The 15,817-nt window shown below is 53.1% G+C and carries 14 protein-coding genes and 1 pseudogene; 5 read left to right on the top strand and 10 right to left on the bottom strand.

What is annotated here, in order from left to right:
• Nucleotides 1-78: 78 nt before the first annotated feature.
• A complete protein-coding gene (ybaK, locus tag PMPD1_RS06420; RefSeq protein ID WP_173633260.1) occupies nucleotides 79-558 on the top strand; it encodes a Cys-tRNA(Pro)/Cys-tRNA(Cys) deacylase YbaK in 480 nt (159 codons plus the stop codon).
• On the opposite strand, the gene PMPD1_RS06415 is transcribed toward ybaK, so the two are convergent.
• Complete coding sequence (locus tag PMPD1_RS06415; RefSeq protein WP_173633259.1) at nucleotides 555-1,421, bottom strand: LysR family transcriptional regulator; 867 nt, start codon at nucleotides 1,419-1,421, stop codon at nucleotides 555-557. The genes ybaK and PMPD1_RS06415 overlap by 4 nt on opposite strands.
• A gap of 88 nt (nucleotides 1,422-1,509) precedes the next feature.
• Between PMPD1_RS06415 and PMPD1_RS06410 the strand changes: the two genes are divergently transcribed.
• The gene (locus tag PMPD1_RS06410) at nucleotides 1,510-1,944 is read left to right on the top strand and encodes a multidrug/biocide efflux PACE transporter (RefSeq protein ID WP_173633258.1); all 435 of its coding nucleotides are present in this window, start codon (nucleotides 1,510-1,512) and stop codon (nucleotides 1,942-1,944) included.
• A gap of 87 nt (nucleotides 1,945-2,031) precedes the next feature.
• Here PMPD1_RS06410 and PMPD1_RS06405 read toward each other — a convergent pair.
• Nucleotides 2,032-3,090, bottom strand: a pseudogene (locus PMPD1_RS06405) (bifunctional UDP-sugar hydrolase/5'-nucleotidase); the annotation flags it as partial.
• A 155-nt stretch (nucleotides 3,091-3,245) separates the two neighbouring features.
• On the opposite strand from PMPD1_RS06405, the gene PMPD1_RS06400 reads away from it, so the two are divergent.
• Both PMPD1_RS06400 and ybaL read left to right on the top strand, forming a co-directional pair.
• Complete coding sequence (locus tag PMPD1_RS06400) at nucleotides 3,246-4,448, top strand: MFS transporter (RefSeq protein WP_173633256.1); 1,203 nt, start codon at nucleotides 3,246-3,248, stop codon at nucleotides 4,446-4,448.
• Between the two features lie 217 nt (nucleotides 4,449-4,665).
• Nucleotides 4,666-6,354: a YbaL family putative K(+) efflux transporter gene (gene ybaL, locus PMPD1_RS06395; RefSeq protein ID WP_173633255.1), complete on the top strand. Its 1,689-nt coding sequence runs from the start codon at nucleotides 4,666-4,668 to the stop codon at nucleotides 6,352-6,354.
• A 44-nt stretch (nucleotides 6,355-6,398) separates the two neighbouring features.
• Here ybaL and PMPD1_RS06390 read toward each other — a convergent pair whose 3' ends face one another.
• The 4 genes from PMPD1_RS06390 to PMPD1_RS06375 form a co-directional block, all read right to left on the bottom strand.
• Nucleotides 6,399-7,703 (bottom strand): inosine/guanosine kinase, encoded by a 1,305-nt coding sequence (locus PMPD1_RS06390; protein ID WP_173636134.1) that lies wholly within the window; start codon nucleotides 7,701-7,703, stop codon nucleotides 6,399-6,401.
• A gap of 58 nt (nucleotides 7,704-7,761) precedes the next feature.
• Nucleotides 7,762-8,721, bottom strand: a complete 960-nt coding sequence (hemH, locus tag PMPD1_RS06385; RefSeq protein ID WP_173633254.1) for a ferrochelatase — start codon at nucleotides 8,719-8,721, stop codon at nucleotides 7,762-7,764.
• Nucleotides 8,722-8,843: 122 nt separating this feature from the next.
• Complete coding sequence (gene adk / locus PMPD1_RS06380) at nucleotides 8,844-9,488, bottom strand: adenylate kinase (RefSeq protein ID WP_173633253.1); 645 nt, start codon at nucleotides 9,486-9,488, stop codon at nucleotides 8,844-8,846.
• A gap of 112 nt (nucleotides 9,489-9,600) precedes the next feature.
• Nucleotides 9,601-10,242 carry an L-fuculose-phosphate aldolase gene (locus PMPD1_RS06375; protein ID WP_173633252.1) on the bottom strand — a complete coding sequence of 214 codons (642 nt, stop codon included), beginning with the start codon at nucleotides 10,240-10,242 and terminating at the stop codon, nucleotides 9,601-9,603.
• A gap of 257 nt (nucleotides 10,243-10,499) precedes the next feature.
• Here PMPD1_RS06375 and fucR point away from each other — a divergent pair, with 257 nt between their 5' ends.
• Nucleotides 10,500-11,201: an L-fucose operon activator gene (fucR, locus tag PMPD1_RS06370; protein WP_354292799.1), complete on the top strand. Its 702-nt coding sequence runs from the start codon at nucleotides 10,500-10,502 to the stop codon at nucleotides 11,199-11,201.
• A 14-nt stretch (nucleotides 11,202-11,215) separates the two neighbouring features.
• Here fucR and fucK read toward each other — a convergent pair whose 3' ends face one another.
• The 4 genes from fucK to PMPD1_RS06350 all read right to left on the bottom strand — a co-directional run bounded on the left by fucK (nucleotide 11,216) and on the right by PMPD1_RS06350 (nucleotide 15,784).
• Nucleotides 11,216-12,625, bottom strand: coding sequence for an L-fuculokinase (gene fucK / locus PMPD1_RS06365; protein ID WP_173633251.1), 1,410 nt, complete (start codon nucleotides 12,623-12,625; stop codon nucleotides 11,216-11,218).
• Between the two features lie 251 nt (nucleotides 12,626-12,876).
• The gene (htpG, locus tag PMPD1_RS06360; protein ID WP_173633250.1) at nucleotides 12,877-14,745 is read right to left on the bottom strand and encodes a molecular chaperone HtpG; all 1,869 of its coding nucleotides are present in this window, start codon (nucleotides 14,743-14,745) and stop codon (nucleotides 12,877-12,879) included.
• A gap of 104 nt (nucleotides 14,746-14,849) precedes the next feature.
• Nucleotides 14,850-15,455 carry a recombination mediator RecR gene (gene recR / locus PMPD1_RS06355; RefSeq protein ID WP_173633249.1) on the bottom strand — a complete coding sequence of 202 codons (606 nt, stop codon included), beginning with the start codon at nucleotides 15,453-15,455 and terminating at the stop codon, nucleotides 14,850-14,852.
• A complete protein-coding gene (locus tag PMPD1_RS06350) occupies nucleotides 15,455-15,784 on the bottom strand; it encodes a YbaB/EbfC family nucleoid-associated protein (protein ID WP_173633248.1) in 330 nt (109 codons plus the stop codon). Before PMPD1_RS06350 ends, recR begins: the two co-directional genes overlap by 1 nt.
• Nucleotides 15,785-15,817 lie beyond the last annotated feature (33 nt).

Below are 15,817 nucleotides of genomic sequence, written 5' to 3'. Positions count from 1 at the left end.
ATTCGCAATAAATCCCTAACACATCACGGAACTCACCCTAACGCATTGCATATTAAGGATAGATTAAGGACCTTTATCATGACGCCCGCAGTAAAACTTCTGGAAAAACAGCGTATCGCCTTTACCCTTCACCCGTACGAACACGATAGTCAGGAAACGCATTTTGGCGATGAAGCGGTGCGTAAACTCAATCTTAATGCCGAGCAGGTATACAAAACGCTGCTGGTCGCGCTAAACGGCGATGCGAAAAATTTGGCGGTGGCGGTCACGCCGGTATCCGGACAGTTGGATTTGAAAAAAGTCGCCAAAGCGCTCGGCGCTAAAAAAGCCGATATGGCCGATCCGCTCTTGGCACAGCGCATAACCGGTTATCTGGTTGGCGGCATCAGCCCGTTGGGGCAAAAAAAACGCTTACCGACAGTGATCGACAGCCAGGCCACACAGTTTGCCACCATTTTTGTTTCTGGCGGCAAGCGCGGGTTAGATATTGAATTAGCCGCCAGCGATCTTGCCGCGCTGCTGAACGCCACGCTGGCCGATATTGCCCGCCGGGATTAATCTGGCTGCTGCGCGCGTAGCGCATCAATCATCCAACGCCCCGCCGGTCCGGGCGGGGTACGTTTGGACCACACCACATCAACCGGAATATTTTGCGGCCAACCCGCGACCGGCAATTCACACAGTACGCCATGACCAAACTGTGTCACTAACCAGCGCGGTAAAATACTCCAGCCAAACCCCTGCTCGGCCATCTCCAACAGCAATAAATACGATGGCGCCGACCAACTTTTGCCGCCGGGTCGCTCACCGCTCTGCAGCCAAGTATTGAGCCGCAGTTGGCGTTCACGCCGTAACCTCTCTTCTTCCACGCGTGGCAATTGGGCGAGCGGATGGCGTTGATGGATAAAGATGGCCATTTGCGCCTGGACCTGAAGCCGCGCGGAAGCAATATCCTGCGGTAAACGTGGCTGCGTACGGATCACGCCAATCTGTACCCGACCGGCCTGCAACAGATCGACGACATCTTCATCCTCGGCAATCATGCACTCGAATTCAATATCGGGATAACGTTCAGCAAACCGTTCCAGCAAGCGCTGGTGATGGTCAGTTTGCCAAAAATCCGACATGACCAGGCTAAGCCGCGGTTCAATATGGCTGGCTAAACGCATCGCTAACTCATCCAGGCGCTGGCTGGCGGCCAAAATTTCATTAACCTGCGCCAACACACGTTGCCCCGCCTCGTTCAAAACCGGCTCTCTTCCTTCACGGCTAAAAAGCGGAAACCCTAAGTCCGCTTCGAGATTGGCAATCGCGGTACTGATGGTCGACTGGCTTTTCCGTAGCGCCCGCGCGGCGCCGGAAAAAGATCCGCTTTCCACGGTTTGTACTAACGCTTCTAAAGATTCGGGAGAGTAACGCATGCATCTATCGCTTTTATCGATGGGTATTAGTTTTATTTTATCAATAAATACGATGAAAATACCCTCCGACGCAAACCCGGAGGCTATTATGCGCACCAGAACCCTAAAAGAACGTTTTTTACATGCTATCGGTTTCGAAGTGATGGGCGTGCTGATTGTTTCGCCAATCGCAGCATGGATAATAGGTAAGCCTCTGTTTCAAATGGGCGCACTGGCGATTATGTTGTCAACCGTGGCGATGGGCTGGAACATCGTTTATAACGCCGGATTTGACCGCCTGTTTCCACTCGGTAAAGTTTCACGCGGGCCATTATTGCGCGTGTTACACGGGCTGTGCTTTGAAGGCGGTTTTATTCTGATCGGCTTGCCGATTGCCGCCTGGATGCTGGGAATGTCGTTGTGGCAGGCATTTATACTGGAAGCCGCCTTTTTCCTGTTCTTCCTGCCTTACACCATCGCTTACAACTGGCTGTGGGATCGGTTGCGCGAGAAATGGATCGCCAAAAAAATCTGTCAGGCATAACCGGCGGTTTCACCATCGCAGGCGGTACGGGCCCGGCATCGCCAGCCCGTACCGGCTTTATTAAGGCCGGTTACTCACTTTACGCATCGCGTCCGCCTTGCGCTGAAACGGCAGCAACAATTTTAGCATCGCCGGATCGGCCGGAATCGGTTCACTGTTATTTATCTGGCTGTTGCTACCGTCGGTATTGGCTATCGTCTGTTTCGGATTGATAGGAATCAGTTGGTAATGGGCCAGCGTTAATACACCATTGCGAAACGTGAAATCAGCCCGCCCAATCGATTTCCCGCCTTCTTGTGCCTGCATGATCCACGTCTGGTTTTGCCGATCGGGCACACAATGCATACCCGGCACAAACCGGCTTTGCCCCACGCCATTCTGCACCATGCACACCGCTTCGCCGGAATGACCGCCGACGATGATGTTGAGATATCCCGGCGGTAATGCGCGCGCCAGCGCCACATCGCCCTGCGTGCCATCGGCGTAGTATCCCAAATGCGTCGCGGCAATAATCACATCCGGTTTTTCATGTGCGCGCAACGCATTCACTACCGTTTTCGCTTCTTCTATCGGTGAATGGAAAGCGATATCTTGCAGGTTCTGCGGGTTGGCCGTGGTCGCCGTCTGGTCGCGGGTTAAGCCTATCACCGCAATCTTCAGGCCCATGCGGTTAAACAAAGCATAGGGCTGGAACAGGCGTTTGCCGCTGCTGGTTTGGTAGATATTGGCTGACAACAGCGGAAATTTTGCCCATTTCTGTTGCTGACGTAGCACCGATAACGGATGCGTAAACTCGCTATCGCCAATCGCCATTCCTTGATAGCCAATTAAATTCATGCCACGAAACGCCGGTTCCGCATTCTGTCGGTCGGTTTCTGGCGCTTCGCTATTCACATCGCCGCCGGAGAGCACCAAGAGTGCGCCCCCATGCGCCTGCACATCATAACGAATTTGATCGACCACGGTTTTTTGCGCCGCCAGACCATATTCACCTTGCGCATTGGCCCAAAACTGCCCGTGTAGATCGTTCGAGTGCAGCACAGTAAATTGATAGGTTCGGTCTTTTTCCCATGCCTGTGCCGCTAAAGGGACGGCTAACAGTATCCCTGCGAGTCCGCCCAGCAGTATTTGGTATCGATTGCGCATTGCGCCTCTCCCTGTTGTGATGATGATCTCTCTGGCAAAAGCCAATGCTCGCCGCGTGAAGTATGACGCAGTTATTGACTTATAGAACGGTGTTTGAATCAATAGGGGTTCATCTGCACCTCACTATTATTCCAATACCGATACGGATTATTTTAATGGCAAGCGAACAAACCGTTCCAGGCGCTGCTGCGACGCCGCAGCGTACCGCATTCAGAGTGCTCGGCGCTATCAGCCTCGCGCATCTGCTTAATGATATGATTCAGTCGCTTATTCTGGCGATTTATCCCCTATTACGCAGTGAATTTTCACTCAGTTTCGTACAAATTGGTCTTATTACCCTCACCTATCAGCTCACCGCGTCTCTACTTCAGCCGCTGATCGGTTACTACACGGATAAACACCCGCAACCCTGGTCACTGCCAATTGGCATGGGTTTCACGCTGAGCGGGCTATTGCTGTTAGCGTTGGCCAGCAATTTCCCGATGATTTTGCTGGCTGCCGCACTGGTGGGCACCGGCTCGTCGGTGTTTCATCCTGAATCATCACGCGTGGCGCGTATGGCGTCCGGCGGGCGACACGGCCTGGCGCAATCGCTATTTCAGGTAGGCGGTAATTTCGGTAGCTCGCTAGGCCCCTTATTGGCGGCCTTAGTCATCGCACCTTATGGTAAAGGGAATGTCGCCTGGTTTACGCTGGCGGCGCTGCTTGGCATCGTGTTGCTGATGCAAATTAGCCGTTGGTATCAAAACCAACATCGGGTTGCTAAGGGCAAACCAACGACCATTAAAGCCAGCCCGTTGCCACGCGGTAAGGTGGTATTAGCGGTGAGTATTTTGCTGATGCTGATTTTCTCCAAATACTTTTATCTCACCAGCCTGAGCAGTTATTACACCTTTTATCTCATCCACAAATTTGGTCTGTCGGTTCAAAACGCGCAATTGCATCTCTTCGCGTTTTTATTTGCCGTGGCGGCAGGCACCGTCATCGGCGGCCCGATTGGCGACAAAATCGGGCGAAAATATGTTATCTGGTGCTCGATACTCGGCGTAGCGCCATTTACCTTACTGCTGCCCTACGCATCATTAGCCTGGACCGGCGTACTGAGCGTGATCATCGGGTTGATTCTCGCTTCGGCCTTCTCGGCAATTTTAGTCTATGCACAAGAACTGATGCCGGGGCGTATTGGAATGGTTTCCGGCCTGTTTTTTGGTTTCGCCTTTGGTATGGGCGGCTTAGGTGCCGCAGTGCTTGGGCTGGTAGCCGACCGCACCAGTATTGAGTTGGTGTATCAAATCTGCGCTTATCTTCCCTTACTGGGTATTCTTACCGCATTCCTGCCTGATAACCGCCATCAATAACCTGCTTTACGGCGTGCATTCCTGCGAATCACGCCGCACTTTTCATTGATAAAACCCACCACCCAGCGCGATAAGTGTTAAAAAACACCTATTGAGGTGCTTTTTATCATTTTTTCGTTATTTATTTCACTTATTGTCGATATTGACAAGCGCGGAAAGCAAATATGCAATAAACTTATTGTTTCAACCGGATACATTTACATACAAGGAGACAGGCATGCACCACACCACGCCACTTATTACGACAATTGTCGGAGGCCTTGTCCTCGCCTTCCTCCTCGGTATGCTGGCGAATCGCCTGCGTATTTCCCCCTTAGTCGGTTATTTATTGGCGGGCGTGCTGGCGGGGCCATTTACGCCAGGTTTTGTTGCTGATACCGACTTGGCGCCGGAACTGGCCGAGCTGGGGGTTATTTTGCTGATGTTTGGCGTTGGCCTGCACTTTTCACTCAAAGATTTGATGTCGGTAAAAGCCATCGCCATTCCCGGCGCGGTGGCGCAGATCGCGGTGGCAACCCTGCTCGGTATCGGGTTGTCTTGGGCGCTGGGTTGGCCGCTGATGACCGGGCTGGTATTTGGCCTGTGTCTCTCTACCGCCAGTACGGTAGTGCTGCTACGGGCGCTGGAAGAGCGCCAGTTAATTGATAGCCAACGCGGTCAAATCGCCATTGGCTGGCTGATCGTCGAAGATTTGGTAATGGTATTAACGCTGGTCTTGCTGCCGGCGCTTGCCGGAATGTTTGAGCAAGGTAATGCCAGCTTTACCCTGCTGGCGTGGGATTTATTGCTCACCATCGGTAAAGTGGTCGCGTTTATGGTGTTGATGATGGTGGTTGGCCGCCGCGTGGTGCCGTGGATTTTGGCGAAGAGCGCTGCGACCGGGTCGCGTGAGTTGTTTACCCTCTCGGTACTGGCGTTGGCGCTCGGCATTGCCTTTGGCGCCGTCGAGTTTTTCGATGTGTCGTTCGCATTAGGCGCGTTCTTCGCCGGTATGGTGTTAAACGAATCGGAATTAAGTCATCGGGCGGCGCACGATACGCTGCCGCTACGTGACGCCTTTGCCGTGCTGTTCTTCGTCTCGGTCGGCATGTTATTCGACCCAATGATTTTGATTCAGCAACCGTTGGCAGTAGTTGGCGCCTTAGCGATCGTGGTGTTGGGTAAGTCAATCGCCGCCTGGTTACTGGTGGTGGTGCTGGGGCATTCGCGGCGTACTGCATTAACCATTTCTGTGAGCCTCGCGCAAATTGGCGAGTTCGCCTTTATTCTCGCCGGGCTGGGTATAGCGCTTAATCTGCTCAGCGCGGAGGGGCGGAACCTGGTGCTGGCCACCGCTATTCTCTCAATCATGCTGAATCCGATTCTGTTTACGCTGCTGGAACGTTATCTGGAGAAAACCGAAACCATTGAAGAGCAGACCCTTGAAGAGGCCATCGAAGACGAGAAGCAGATCCCGGTGGATATTTGCCACCATGCGATCATTGTCGGATTTGGCCGGGTTGGCGGGTTGTTAGGCACGCGCCTGATCGAAGCTGGCGTGCCGATCGTGGTGGTGGAAAACTCACGTACCCGAGTGGAAGCATTACGCGAACAGGGTATCCGCGCCGTGCTGGGCAACGCTGCCCGGGCGGATACGATGGACTTGGCCCGGCTGGACTGCGCGCGCTGGCTGTTGCTGACCATTCCCAACGGCTATGAAGCGGGCGAGATTGTTACCGCCGCGCGTGAAAAATGCCCGACCATTGAGATTATCGCACGCGCGCATTATGACGATGAAGTGACTTACCTTACCGAACATGGCGCCGACCGGGTGGTGATGGGGGAACGCGAAATTGCTAATAGCATGCTTAATATGCTGAAGCAGGATATTGAAACCCAACCCTCACCAGATTTCTGCCCGATTTGATTGATACTAGTCCGGTACCGGCTATCGCCGTACCGGACAGCGGCTTAACGTTCCCAGTATGACTCTTCGAGACTATCTTCACGCTCCGGCAACCCGCGCGTCAGACGAGGCGAATGTTGGTTTAATACCTGATAACTGACCCGATTTGCATATTTGCACACCTGCGCCAGTGAGGAATAGGTTAAATAGCAGCGGGCATGTTTACTGGAGTTCGGGACATTGGCGCGGTGGTAATTATTGGCAGTAATATCATGTAGCAATGCCGCCAGCGCGCCATCTCCGGCACCGTTGGTGTTCATGATTTTTTCCGGGCCGCCCATATAAGGCGCGATGTGGGAGAAAATACGCAGAGGTTGTTGGCAATCATCGTAGCGCATCGCACGGCTAAATTCGTACTGGTTAAACTCGGGGATTGCGCCCGGCAGCAGCGGATGATTGGTTTTCCGCTTGCCCTCTTCTTCTGTGAAACCGGCCATAAAAAGCCCATTAGGCCCGGCAGTACACAGCACTAAATCGACCCAATCCAGAGCCATATTTGCCGCCTGTAGCGGATCGCTTAACCCGGTTAATTCAAAGGCTTCATCTTCATTCATCGCCACAATCGAAACATGCTCGCGTAGAAAGTCTCGCCAGAACTGCGGATCGTTGGCAATCACATATTTGGTTCCTAACGTCAGCACCACCGGAACACGATGTTTTTTGGCGTATTCAATGGCTTTCATCGTCGCCTGCGGCATTGGCTCGCCGGGCTGACAACGCACCAGATAGGAGGTTAGCACCAGTGCCGATGCGCCAGCGATGACCTCTTCCGGAATACTTTCCGCCCGGAGCTGATTCATCATACCGGGGCTGATGGCGAAGGTACGCTCACCGTTTTCGCCGATCAGGGTAAAACAGCGCCCAATCGCGCCGTCCACGCCCTGCAAATAGTTCAAATCGGTACGGCTTGAGGTGTTACATAAATAGCGGTAAGCATAACCACCGATTTGCACATTGTTGCACATTACGCCCAGCAAGACCGAACGGTCATCTGCCAGTACCGAATAGTTGTGCATGGTGTTACCAATCGTGCCGCCAGCGAACTGGTGAGTGATCAGATTTTCACGCTGTAGCTCGCCATACAACGCCTCGGCAACCGGCTCCTCAATCACCAGAGAATGCCCAACGCTTAGCCCGTAGCGTGCGACGAAAGCATCATCGACTTTCGCTTCAATATCGACCAGCGTTTGGTCGATCCCGACAATCCAACTGGTGCCGGATTCGTTTTCAGGCTGTGCTTGCTGCAATAAAGGGTCGCGCGCGCTGACGGGAAAATAGTGCTTAGATTTGCGTTTGCCGGGAAATTTCATGATTGGATAGTCTGCAAGGAAACAGGCGGAGAATAATAGCATACTCTCCGCCACGCTATCAGCGCTGCGCGTTGACCAACTCTGCCATCATGGCGATGTGCGCCTCATCTTCATTCAGCGCCGGGATATATTCAAACTTCGTCCCGCCAGCATGAATGAAAAACTCGCGGTTCTGTTCGCTGATCTCTTCCAGTGTCTCCAGACAGTCGGCGGAAAAACCAGGACTCATGATTTGAATATGCTTCACGCCTTTTGCCGGTAGCCCACGCATAGTTTCATCGGTATAGGGCGTCAGCCAAGGCTCACGACCAAAGCGCGACTGGAAAGTCATCATCATTTCCCCTTCACCCAACCCCAATGCGGCGGTCAACGCAGCGGTAGTATCGCGACAACGCTGTGGATAGTCATCGCCCTCGTCAGCGAAACGTTGCGGAATACCGTGATAAGACATCACCAGCAGGTCTGGTTTGCCGTGCTGAGCAAAAGAGCGCTCAACCGAGGCGCGTAAGGCCGCAATATAGGCCGGATGTTCGGCGTAATCACGAATAAAGCTCACATCAGGCAGGCTGCGATAGCCGGCAAAAACCTGCGTTATCCCATCCCATACTGCGGCCACAGTTGAACAAGAAAACTGCGGATAGAGAGGCAACACGATCAGACGCGTTATCCCCTGTTGCATCAGGCTATCCAGCGCGCTTTTTAGCGACGGGTTACCATAACTCATTCCCAGCGCGACCGGCATATCTAGCCGGGCTGCCAGCGCATCACGCTGACGTTTGCTATACACCATCAACGGTGAGCCTTCTGGCATCCACACCGAAGCGTACAGCTTCGCTACCCGCGGCGAACGGATGGGCAAAATAGCGCCGTTTAAAATCGCCCACCATAGCCAGCGCGGCGTATCAACCACCCGAGGATCGCTCAAAAACTGTTTAAGATAGCGCTTAACGGCAGGCGTCGTTGGCGCATCGGGCGTGCCTAAATTAACCAACAAAACGCCGGGTTTATCTTGCCTCATCGTTATTCCTTGTTATGGCATGAAAGGGAGTAGAAACGAGAACTATTCTAGTTGAAAACAGCGGCGGGAAAAGCAATTGCTGCGAAAGGGGCCACCCGTTGTGTCGGCGGCCCCAGTCAAGATTAACCGAGGATTTTCGCCAGTTCGGCGCTAACGTCAGGCACTTTACGCGTACCGTCAATTTTATGATAAGCGGTATTACCGGCAGCGGCTTCTTTGCTGTAATAGGCAATCAGCGGCGCGGTCATCTGATGGTATTCCACCAGGCGCTTACGCACGGTTTCTTCCTGATCGTCTTTACGGGTGGTCAGCTCCTCGCCGGTAACATCATCTTTGCCTTCCACTTTCGGCGGATTAAAGGTCACATGATAGACGCGGCCTGACGGCGCATGTACGCGGCGGCCAACGATACGTTCAACGATCAGTTCATCAGGTACGGCGAATTCCAGCACGTAATCAACCTTGATGCCGGCTTCTTTCATCGCGTCTGCTTGCGGGATAGTACGCGGGAAACCATCCAGTAAGAAACCATTGCGGCAATCATCTTGCGCAATGCGCTCTTTTACCAGAGCAATAACCAGTTCGTCGGTTACCAGTTTGCCTGCATCCATAATCTCTTTGGCTTTTTTACCCAGCTCTGAACCAGCCTTTACCGCTGCGCGCAGCATATCGCCGGTGGAGATTTGCGGAATACCGTATTTCTCCATAATAAACTGAGCCTGAGTCCCCTTGCCTGCGCCCGGTGCGCCGAGCAGAATAATACGCATTGCGTAAATCCCCTTGCGAATCGCATTGATCTATCTTAGAAGGCCAAGAACATACCATTATGGCCCGCCATCCACAAGAAAACCGGCGCTATCCGGGGCAGTGAAAGTGGCGTTAATCCACCAGCCCGTAGCCGTTAAACAGGCTTAAGACCTCATCGATTTGCGCTTTAGACAGCACCGGTGCCGGGTTAGCGATCGGCAAAATGGCTAAATAGAGTCGGGCAAGCACTTCCACTTCCTGCGCCAGCCATAGCGCTTTTTCTAACGTTTTTCCGCAGGCAATCATGCCGTGATGCTGTAGCAGCGTTGCCTTGCACCCTCGCAGCGCCCCCACGGCATAATCCGATAAAGCCTGGGTGCCAAAGGTGGCATAGGGCGCGCAAGGAATCACATCGCGCCCCGCCGCCGCAACCATGTAGTGAATGGCCGGGATCTCACGATTAAGGATCGCGACCGCCGTCGCGTTAGGCGCATGATTGTGTAGCACCACGTTCTCATTCGGTTTGGCCTGCAGAATGGCTAAATGGAAGCGCCACTCGCTGGAGGGCTTTTTCCCTGCTTCGTGCTGCCCTTGCGCGTCAACATATACAATGTCTTCTTCACGCAACTTTTCGTACGGTACGCTGGTTGGCGTAATCAGCATTCCCTCATCGAAACGAACGCTAATGTTGCCGGAGGTGCCTTGGTTGAGCCCCATTTGGTTCATTTGCCGGCAGGTATCAATAATTTGACGCGAAATTTCTCTTCTGTTCATGGTGTTCTCCACAGCCGCGATGATTACAAATGCAATGGCAAAATTGTCCCCGAGCCGGTTGGCTGACGGCGATTTGAAGAAAAAAAGTGTGAACAACGTCATAGAAGCAGCCGGTTCTCCCTGCTTTTTGTTGTGCAGATCATGCCGCCTGCGCGCCCGTTTGCCGCGCGCTGCCAGTAAACGGTCATCGCGTGCTAATTGTTCCGCCTGATAAAGGCGATTAAGATGAAAAAGACAACAATCGGCTCCGGGTAACCATGATGAAAAACGAGAGAATGCGGCAGATTTTGGCGTTGCTGGAAGAGCAGGAAGCCGGTTCCGTCGCCGATTTGGCGAAACAATTTCAGGTCAGTAAAGAGACCCTGCGCCGGGATTTACGTCAACTACAGGCTCAAGGCAAACTGTTAAGGCAACACGGTAAAGCGACCCTTATTCAGCGCGATGTGACCGAGGCCGCCACCGCTTTTAGCGATCGCTCCAAAAGCCATACGCAACGAAAAAGAGAATTGGTTGAGCAGGCGCTTGCCTGGCTGTCGCCGGGTATGACGTTAGCGCTGGATGCCAGCTCCACCTGTTGGCATCTCGCTAAACGGCTACCGAATAGTGAAATGACGGTGGTGACCAACAGTTTTCGCATCTGCTACGAAGTGGAAAAGAAAACGCGTATTACGTTGATTTGCTGCGGCGGCTGGCTCGACAGAAAATCCGCCAGTTACCGTCACGATTTACCGCTGGCACTGCTAAAAGATCTCGATCTCGACCTGTTTATCTTTTCTTGCGATGGTATTGATAACGAAGGAAATATTTGGGACAGCGGCGGGCATAACGCACCGCTTAAACAGTTGATGCTCAAGCGGGCAGCGCAATCTCTGTTATTGATCGATAAAAGTAAAATGGGCCGTAAAAGCGTGGTGACGCTCGGCCATATTGATGCCGTGACCACCGTGATTAAAGGCTAATGCTTCGCGGCCTCTTACTGCGGTATAAATACGCGATAGTCGAAGTTAACGCGCGCCCGCGCCTCTTCCACATTCACGTAATAGCCGCAGCCAGCCCAGGCGAACATCGCCGCGCCAAGCACGGTGGTTTCCGCTTCGGATAATATCCGTACCGGATGCCCGATGGTATCGGCTTTTATCTGGTTCCAAACCTCATTATTACTGCCGCCGCCCACCAGCGTTAATACCTCAGTATTGAAGCGGCCGATCTTTTCCAGCAGGGTGAGATGCTGTTTAAGCCGCTGCGCCAGCGCTTCCATTGCAGCACGGTAAAAATGCCCGCGTCGCGTCGATAACGTCACGCCCTGCCATCCGGCGTGCGCATCGCCCAGTAAATCGCAACGCATGGTCACCCCTTCACTCCCCGGCGGGATCGCGGCGGCTTCCCGTTTCATCAACGCATACGCTTCCGGCGCGGCGACATCTGGCCAGTACAGCTTGCGGATCCACTCCAGCACGCCGGAGGCAAGATATTGCGCGCCGGGATTATAGTAGCCTTGATAACTATCTAACTCGCAGGTTACCCGCTCATCCAGCAACAATGCCTCGGTATCAATACTGCGGCTACGCACCATTAAAATCTCCCACGTCCCGGAAGAGAGAACCGGCTGGCCGGGCTCGGCCCCCGACCCCAGCAGAGCGAATTGCGTATCATGACCGGTAGAAATCACTGGGGTACCGGGCGGTAAACCAAAACGGGCGGCCACCGCGGCCTGTACTTCGCCAATACTTTCTCCAGGATCGATCATCGGCGGAAATAACGCTTTGCTGATGCCTGTCGCGCGCAGGATTTCATCGCTGAATTCACCGCTGCTAATTTCTAATAATTGACTGGTACCGGCCATGGTGCGGTCGGTTCGCATTTCGCCGGTTAAATGCCAGGCGATAAGGGAGGACATAAATAACCATGCATGCGCGTTGCGCATTAATTCAGGATGATTTTCGCGTAGCCAAATCAGTTTATACAACGTGTTAAAACTGTATTGCCCGACGCCGGAAATCCGTTTCAAGGCGGAAACCGGCAAATATTTGTCGATATTTTCCATCACCGCCCAGGTGCGTGGACATTTCCAACTGATCACCGGATAAAGGATTTCGCCAGCGGGATCAACCAGCGTACCGTCAACGCCAAAACTGGTAATGGTCACCGCCCGGATACGCACATCGCCTGATGCCCCAAGCGCTTTTATCACGGTTCGGCAACAAGAAGCCAGGCGGTCAATAATCTCGGTAACCGGCCAGTGATGCCAGTCGCTATGCGCCGCCGGACTGACGGTAAAATTTTCCTCGCTGGCCTTTGCTACCACGCGCCCCAGTGGATCCAGCGCAATGGCCCGAATATTGGTCGCCCCACAATCGAGAACGATTACCACCTGATTTTGCATGCTGGCCTCCGGCCCTGTTAACCGGCAGACAGTGTGCAATGCCCTGGCGGCGGGGAACATCGCGGTGATAAAAAAAAGCGAAAATGGCGGAGGATATGTGAATCAGGTCACCGATTGGTAAGAAACCGGGCCTTGTTTTACGGCGTCATAGCGGGCATTGAGTGACCGTTTTTCGTGGTTTCGCTTGATTCGGTCAATGGGAAGCAGGTAAAAAAACGGGTGACTTACGCCACCCGGATTTTATCTGACGTTTACGCCAGTAATAGTTGATTCATCCGGCGGATAAACTGGTTGGGATCTTCCAGCGTACCGCGTTCCGCGAACAACGCCTGATCAAACAACAGTTCCATCCATTCAGCAAAGCGCGCATCATCTTGCGTATCGGCGGCGCGTTTTACCAAAGCATGTTCCGGGTTGATTTCAAAAATATATTTCACTTCCGGCACCGTTTGGCCTGCGGCGGCAAACAGTTTCGCCATCTGCGTGCTCATTTCATTAGCATCGGTGGTGACGATAGCTGGCGTATCGGTTAAACGTTGCGTCAGACGCACCTCTTTCACCCGCTCGCCCAGTAGCGTTTTCACCCGCTCAACAAACGGTTCCAGCGCTTTCTGCGCTTCTTTCTGCTCGTCGCTCTCTTCGTCCGCCAGTTTACTTAGCGACTCATCCGCTTTGCTGACCGACTGGAAAGTTTTGCCATCAAACTCGGTCAGATAGCTCATCATCCACTCATCGATCCGATCGGACAGCAGCAGGACTTCAATGCCTTTCTTACGGAACAGTTCCAGATGCGGGCTGCTTTTCGCCGCCGCGTAGCTGTCAGCAGTGATGTAGTAGATCTTTTCCTGACCTTCAACCATGCGGCTAACGTAATCGTCCAGCGAGACGGTTTGCGTGGCCCCTTCGCTACTGGTTGAGGCGAAGCGAAGCAGTTTAGCGATGGTTTGCTGGTTAGTGGTATCTTCTGCCGGGCCTTCTTTCAATACCAAGCCGAATTGTTGCCAGAATTGCTGATATTTTTCCGCGTCATCTTTTGCCAGTTTTTCCAGCATCTGCAACGCACGTTTAGTCAGAGCGCCGCGCAAGCTTTGCGTTATCCGGCTATCCTGCAAAATTTCACGCGAGACATTCAGCGGTAAGTCATTGGAATCGATCAGCCCGCGCACAAAACGCAGATAGTTCGGCATGAACTGCTCGGCGTCATCCATAATAAACACACGCTGGACATACAGTTTCAAACCGTGTTTATGATCGCGGTTCCACATATCCCACGGCGCTTGCGCCGGGATATAAAGCAGGCTGGTGTACTCTTGTTTACCTTCTACGCGGTTGTGGCTCCAGGCGGCAGGATCGGTAAAATCATGGGCGATATGTTTATAAAACTCTTGGTACTCTTCGTCGCTGATCTCCGCCTTATTACGCGTCCACAGCGCCTGCGCTTTATTGATTTTTTCCCACGAGGTGGTGTCGTTCTCTTCATCATGGGTTTCAATTTCAACCGGCAGCGCAATATGGTCGGAATATTTACTAATGATGCTACGCACCCGCCAGGCATCCAGGAACTCATCTTCGCCTTCGCGCAGGTGAAGTGTAATTTCGGTTCCGCGATCGGCTTTATTGATGTCGGCAAGGGTATATTCGCCTTCGCCAGCCGATTCCCAGAACACCCCTTCATCCGCTGCAGCGCCGGCGGCACGGGTACGTACCGTGACTTTATCGGCAACGATAAACGCAGAGTAGAAACCAACGCCGAACTGACCAATTAATTGGCTATCTTTCGCCTGATCGGACCCCATCGATTCAAGGAAGGCTTTGGTGCCAGATTTAGCGATAGTCCCCAAGTTTTCAATCACTTCATCGCGGCGCATACCAATGCCGTTATCACTGAGCCGTAGAGTCCGACTTTCCTTATCAACTGCGACCCGTACACGCAGTTCGCCATCGCCCTCATAGAGGTCAGGCGTTGAGAGCGCACGAAAACGCAGCTTGTCTGCCGCATCGGAAGAGTTGGAAATCAACTCGCGCAGGAAGATCTCTTTGTTTGAATAGAGGGAATGGATCATCAGATGCAGAAGCTGTTTTACTTCTGACTGGAAACCACGCGTCTCTTGTCCTTTCATGGTCATTGATACCTCAACTGAAGCAGGTTTAACGAACGTTGAGGAAAAGATGGGGATGGAAAAGCGCTTTTCAAGCCGGCACGGCGCACCGTGCCGACGATTGTTCAGAATTTAATCTTATGACGTCCCGCCAGCGAATGGGACAATGTGGTGCCATCAACCATTTCCAGCTCACCGCCCACCGGCACGCCATGTGCGATACGGCTGGCTTCAACGCCATATTGCCCACACAGTTCAGCAATATAGTTAGCCGTGGCTTCACCTTCCACCGTCGGATTAGTGGCCAGGATCACTTCTTGAATAGATTCACTTTCAAGACGCTGTTCCAGGCGGTCAAGACCAATATCCTGCGGACCGATACCGTCCAACGGCGAGAGATGCCCCATTAACACAAAGTAGCGCCCGGCAAACTGACCGGTTTGCTCAATAGCATGGATATCCGCCGGGCTCTCCACCACGCAGATCTGCCCATTTTGTTGCCGACGCGAATTGGCGCAAATAGTGCAGATCTCCTGCTCGGTAAATGTCCGGCAATCAGCACAGTGACCAATTTCCGACATCGCGCGCGTTAACGCCTGGGCAAGGCGCATACCGCCGCTGCGATCGCGTTGCAGGAGCTGAAACGCCATACGCTGCGCCGATTTTGGCCCGACGCCGGGTAAACAGCGCAGCGACTCCATTAACGCTTCAAGGAGTGGGCTGGTTTGCATCAGAACGGCATCTTAAAGCCCGGCGGCAATTGCATACCGGAGGAAACCGCTGCCATTTTCTCTTTTTGCGTTTCGCCAATACGACGCGCAGCATCGTTAAATGCGGCGGCAACCAAGTCTTCCAGCATATCTTTATCGTCTTCCAGCAGACTGGGATCGATTTCTACGCGACGGCAATTGTGCGCGCCATTGATGGTGACTTTTACCAGGCCAGCGCCAGATTCGCCGGTCACTTCCAGAGCGGCGATTTCTTCCTGCACCTGGGCCATTTTGTCCTGCATTTGCTGGGCTTGTTTCATCAAGTTGCCCAAACCGCCTTTACCAAACATAGTTTTCTCTCTCAGCTCAGGCCGCGTAAACAT

Origin of the sequence: Paramixta manurensis (assembly GCF_013285385.1) — a bacterium.
GTDB classification, from domain to species: Bacteria; Pseudomonadota; Gammaproteobacteria; order Enterobacterales; family Enterobacteriaceae; genus Paramixta; species Paramixta manurensis.
Note: the sequence above shows the minus strand (reverse complement) of the source record. Positions and strands in the feature narration are given on the sequence as shown.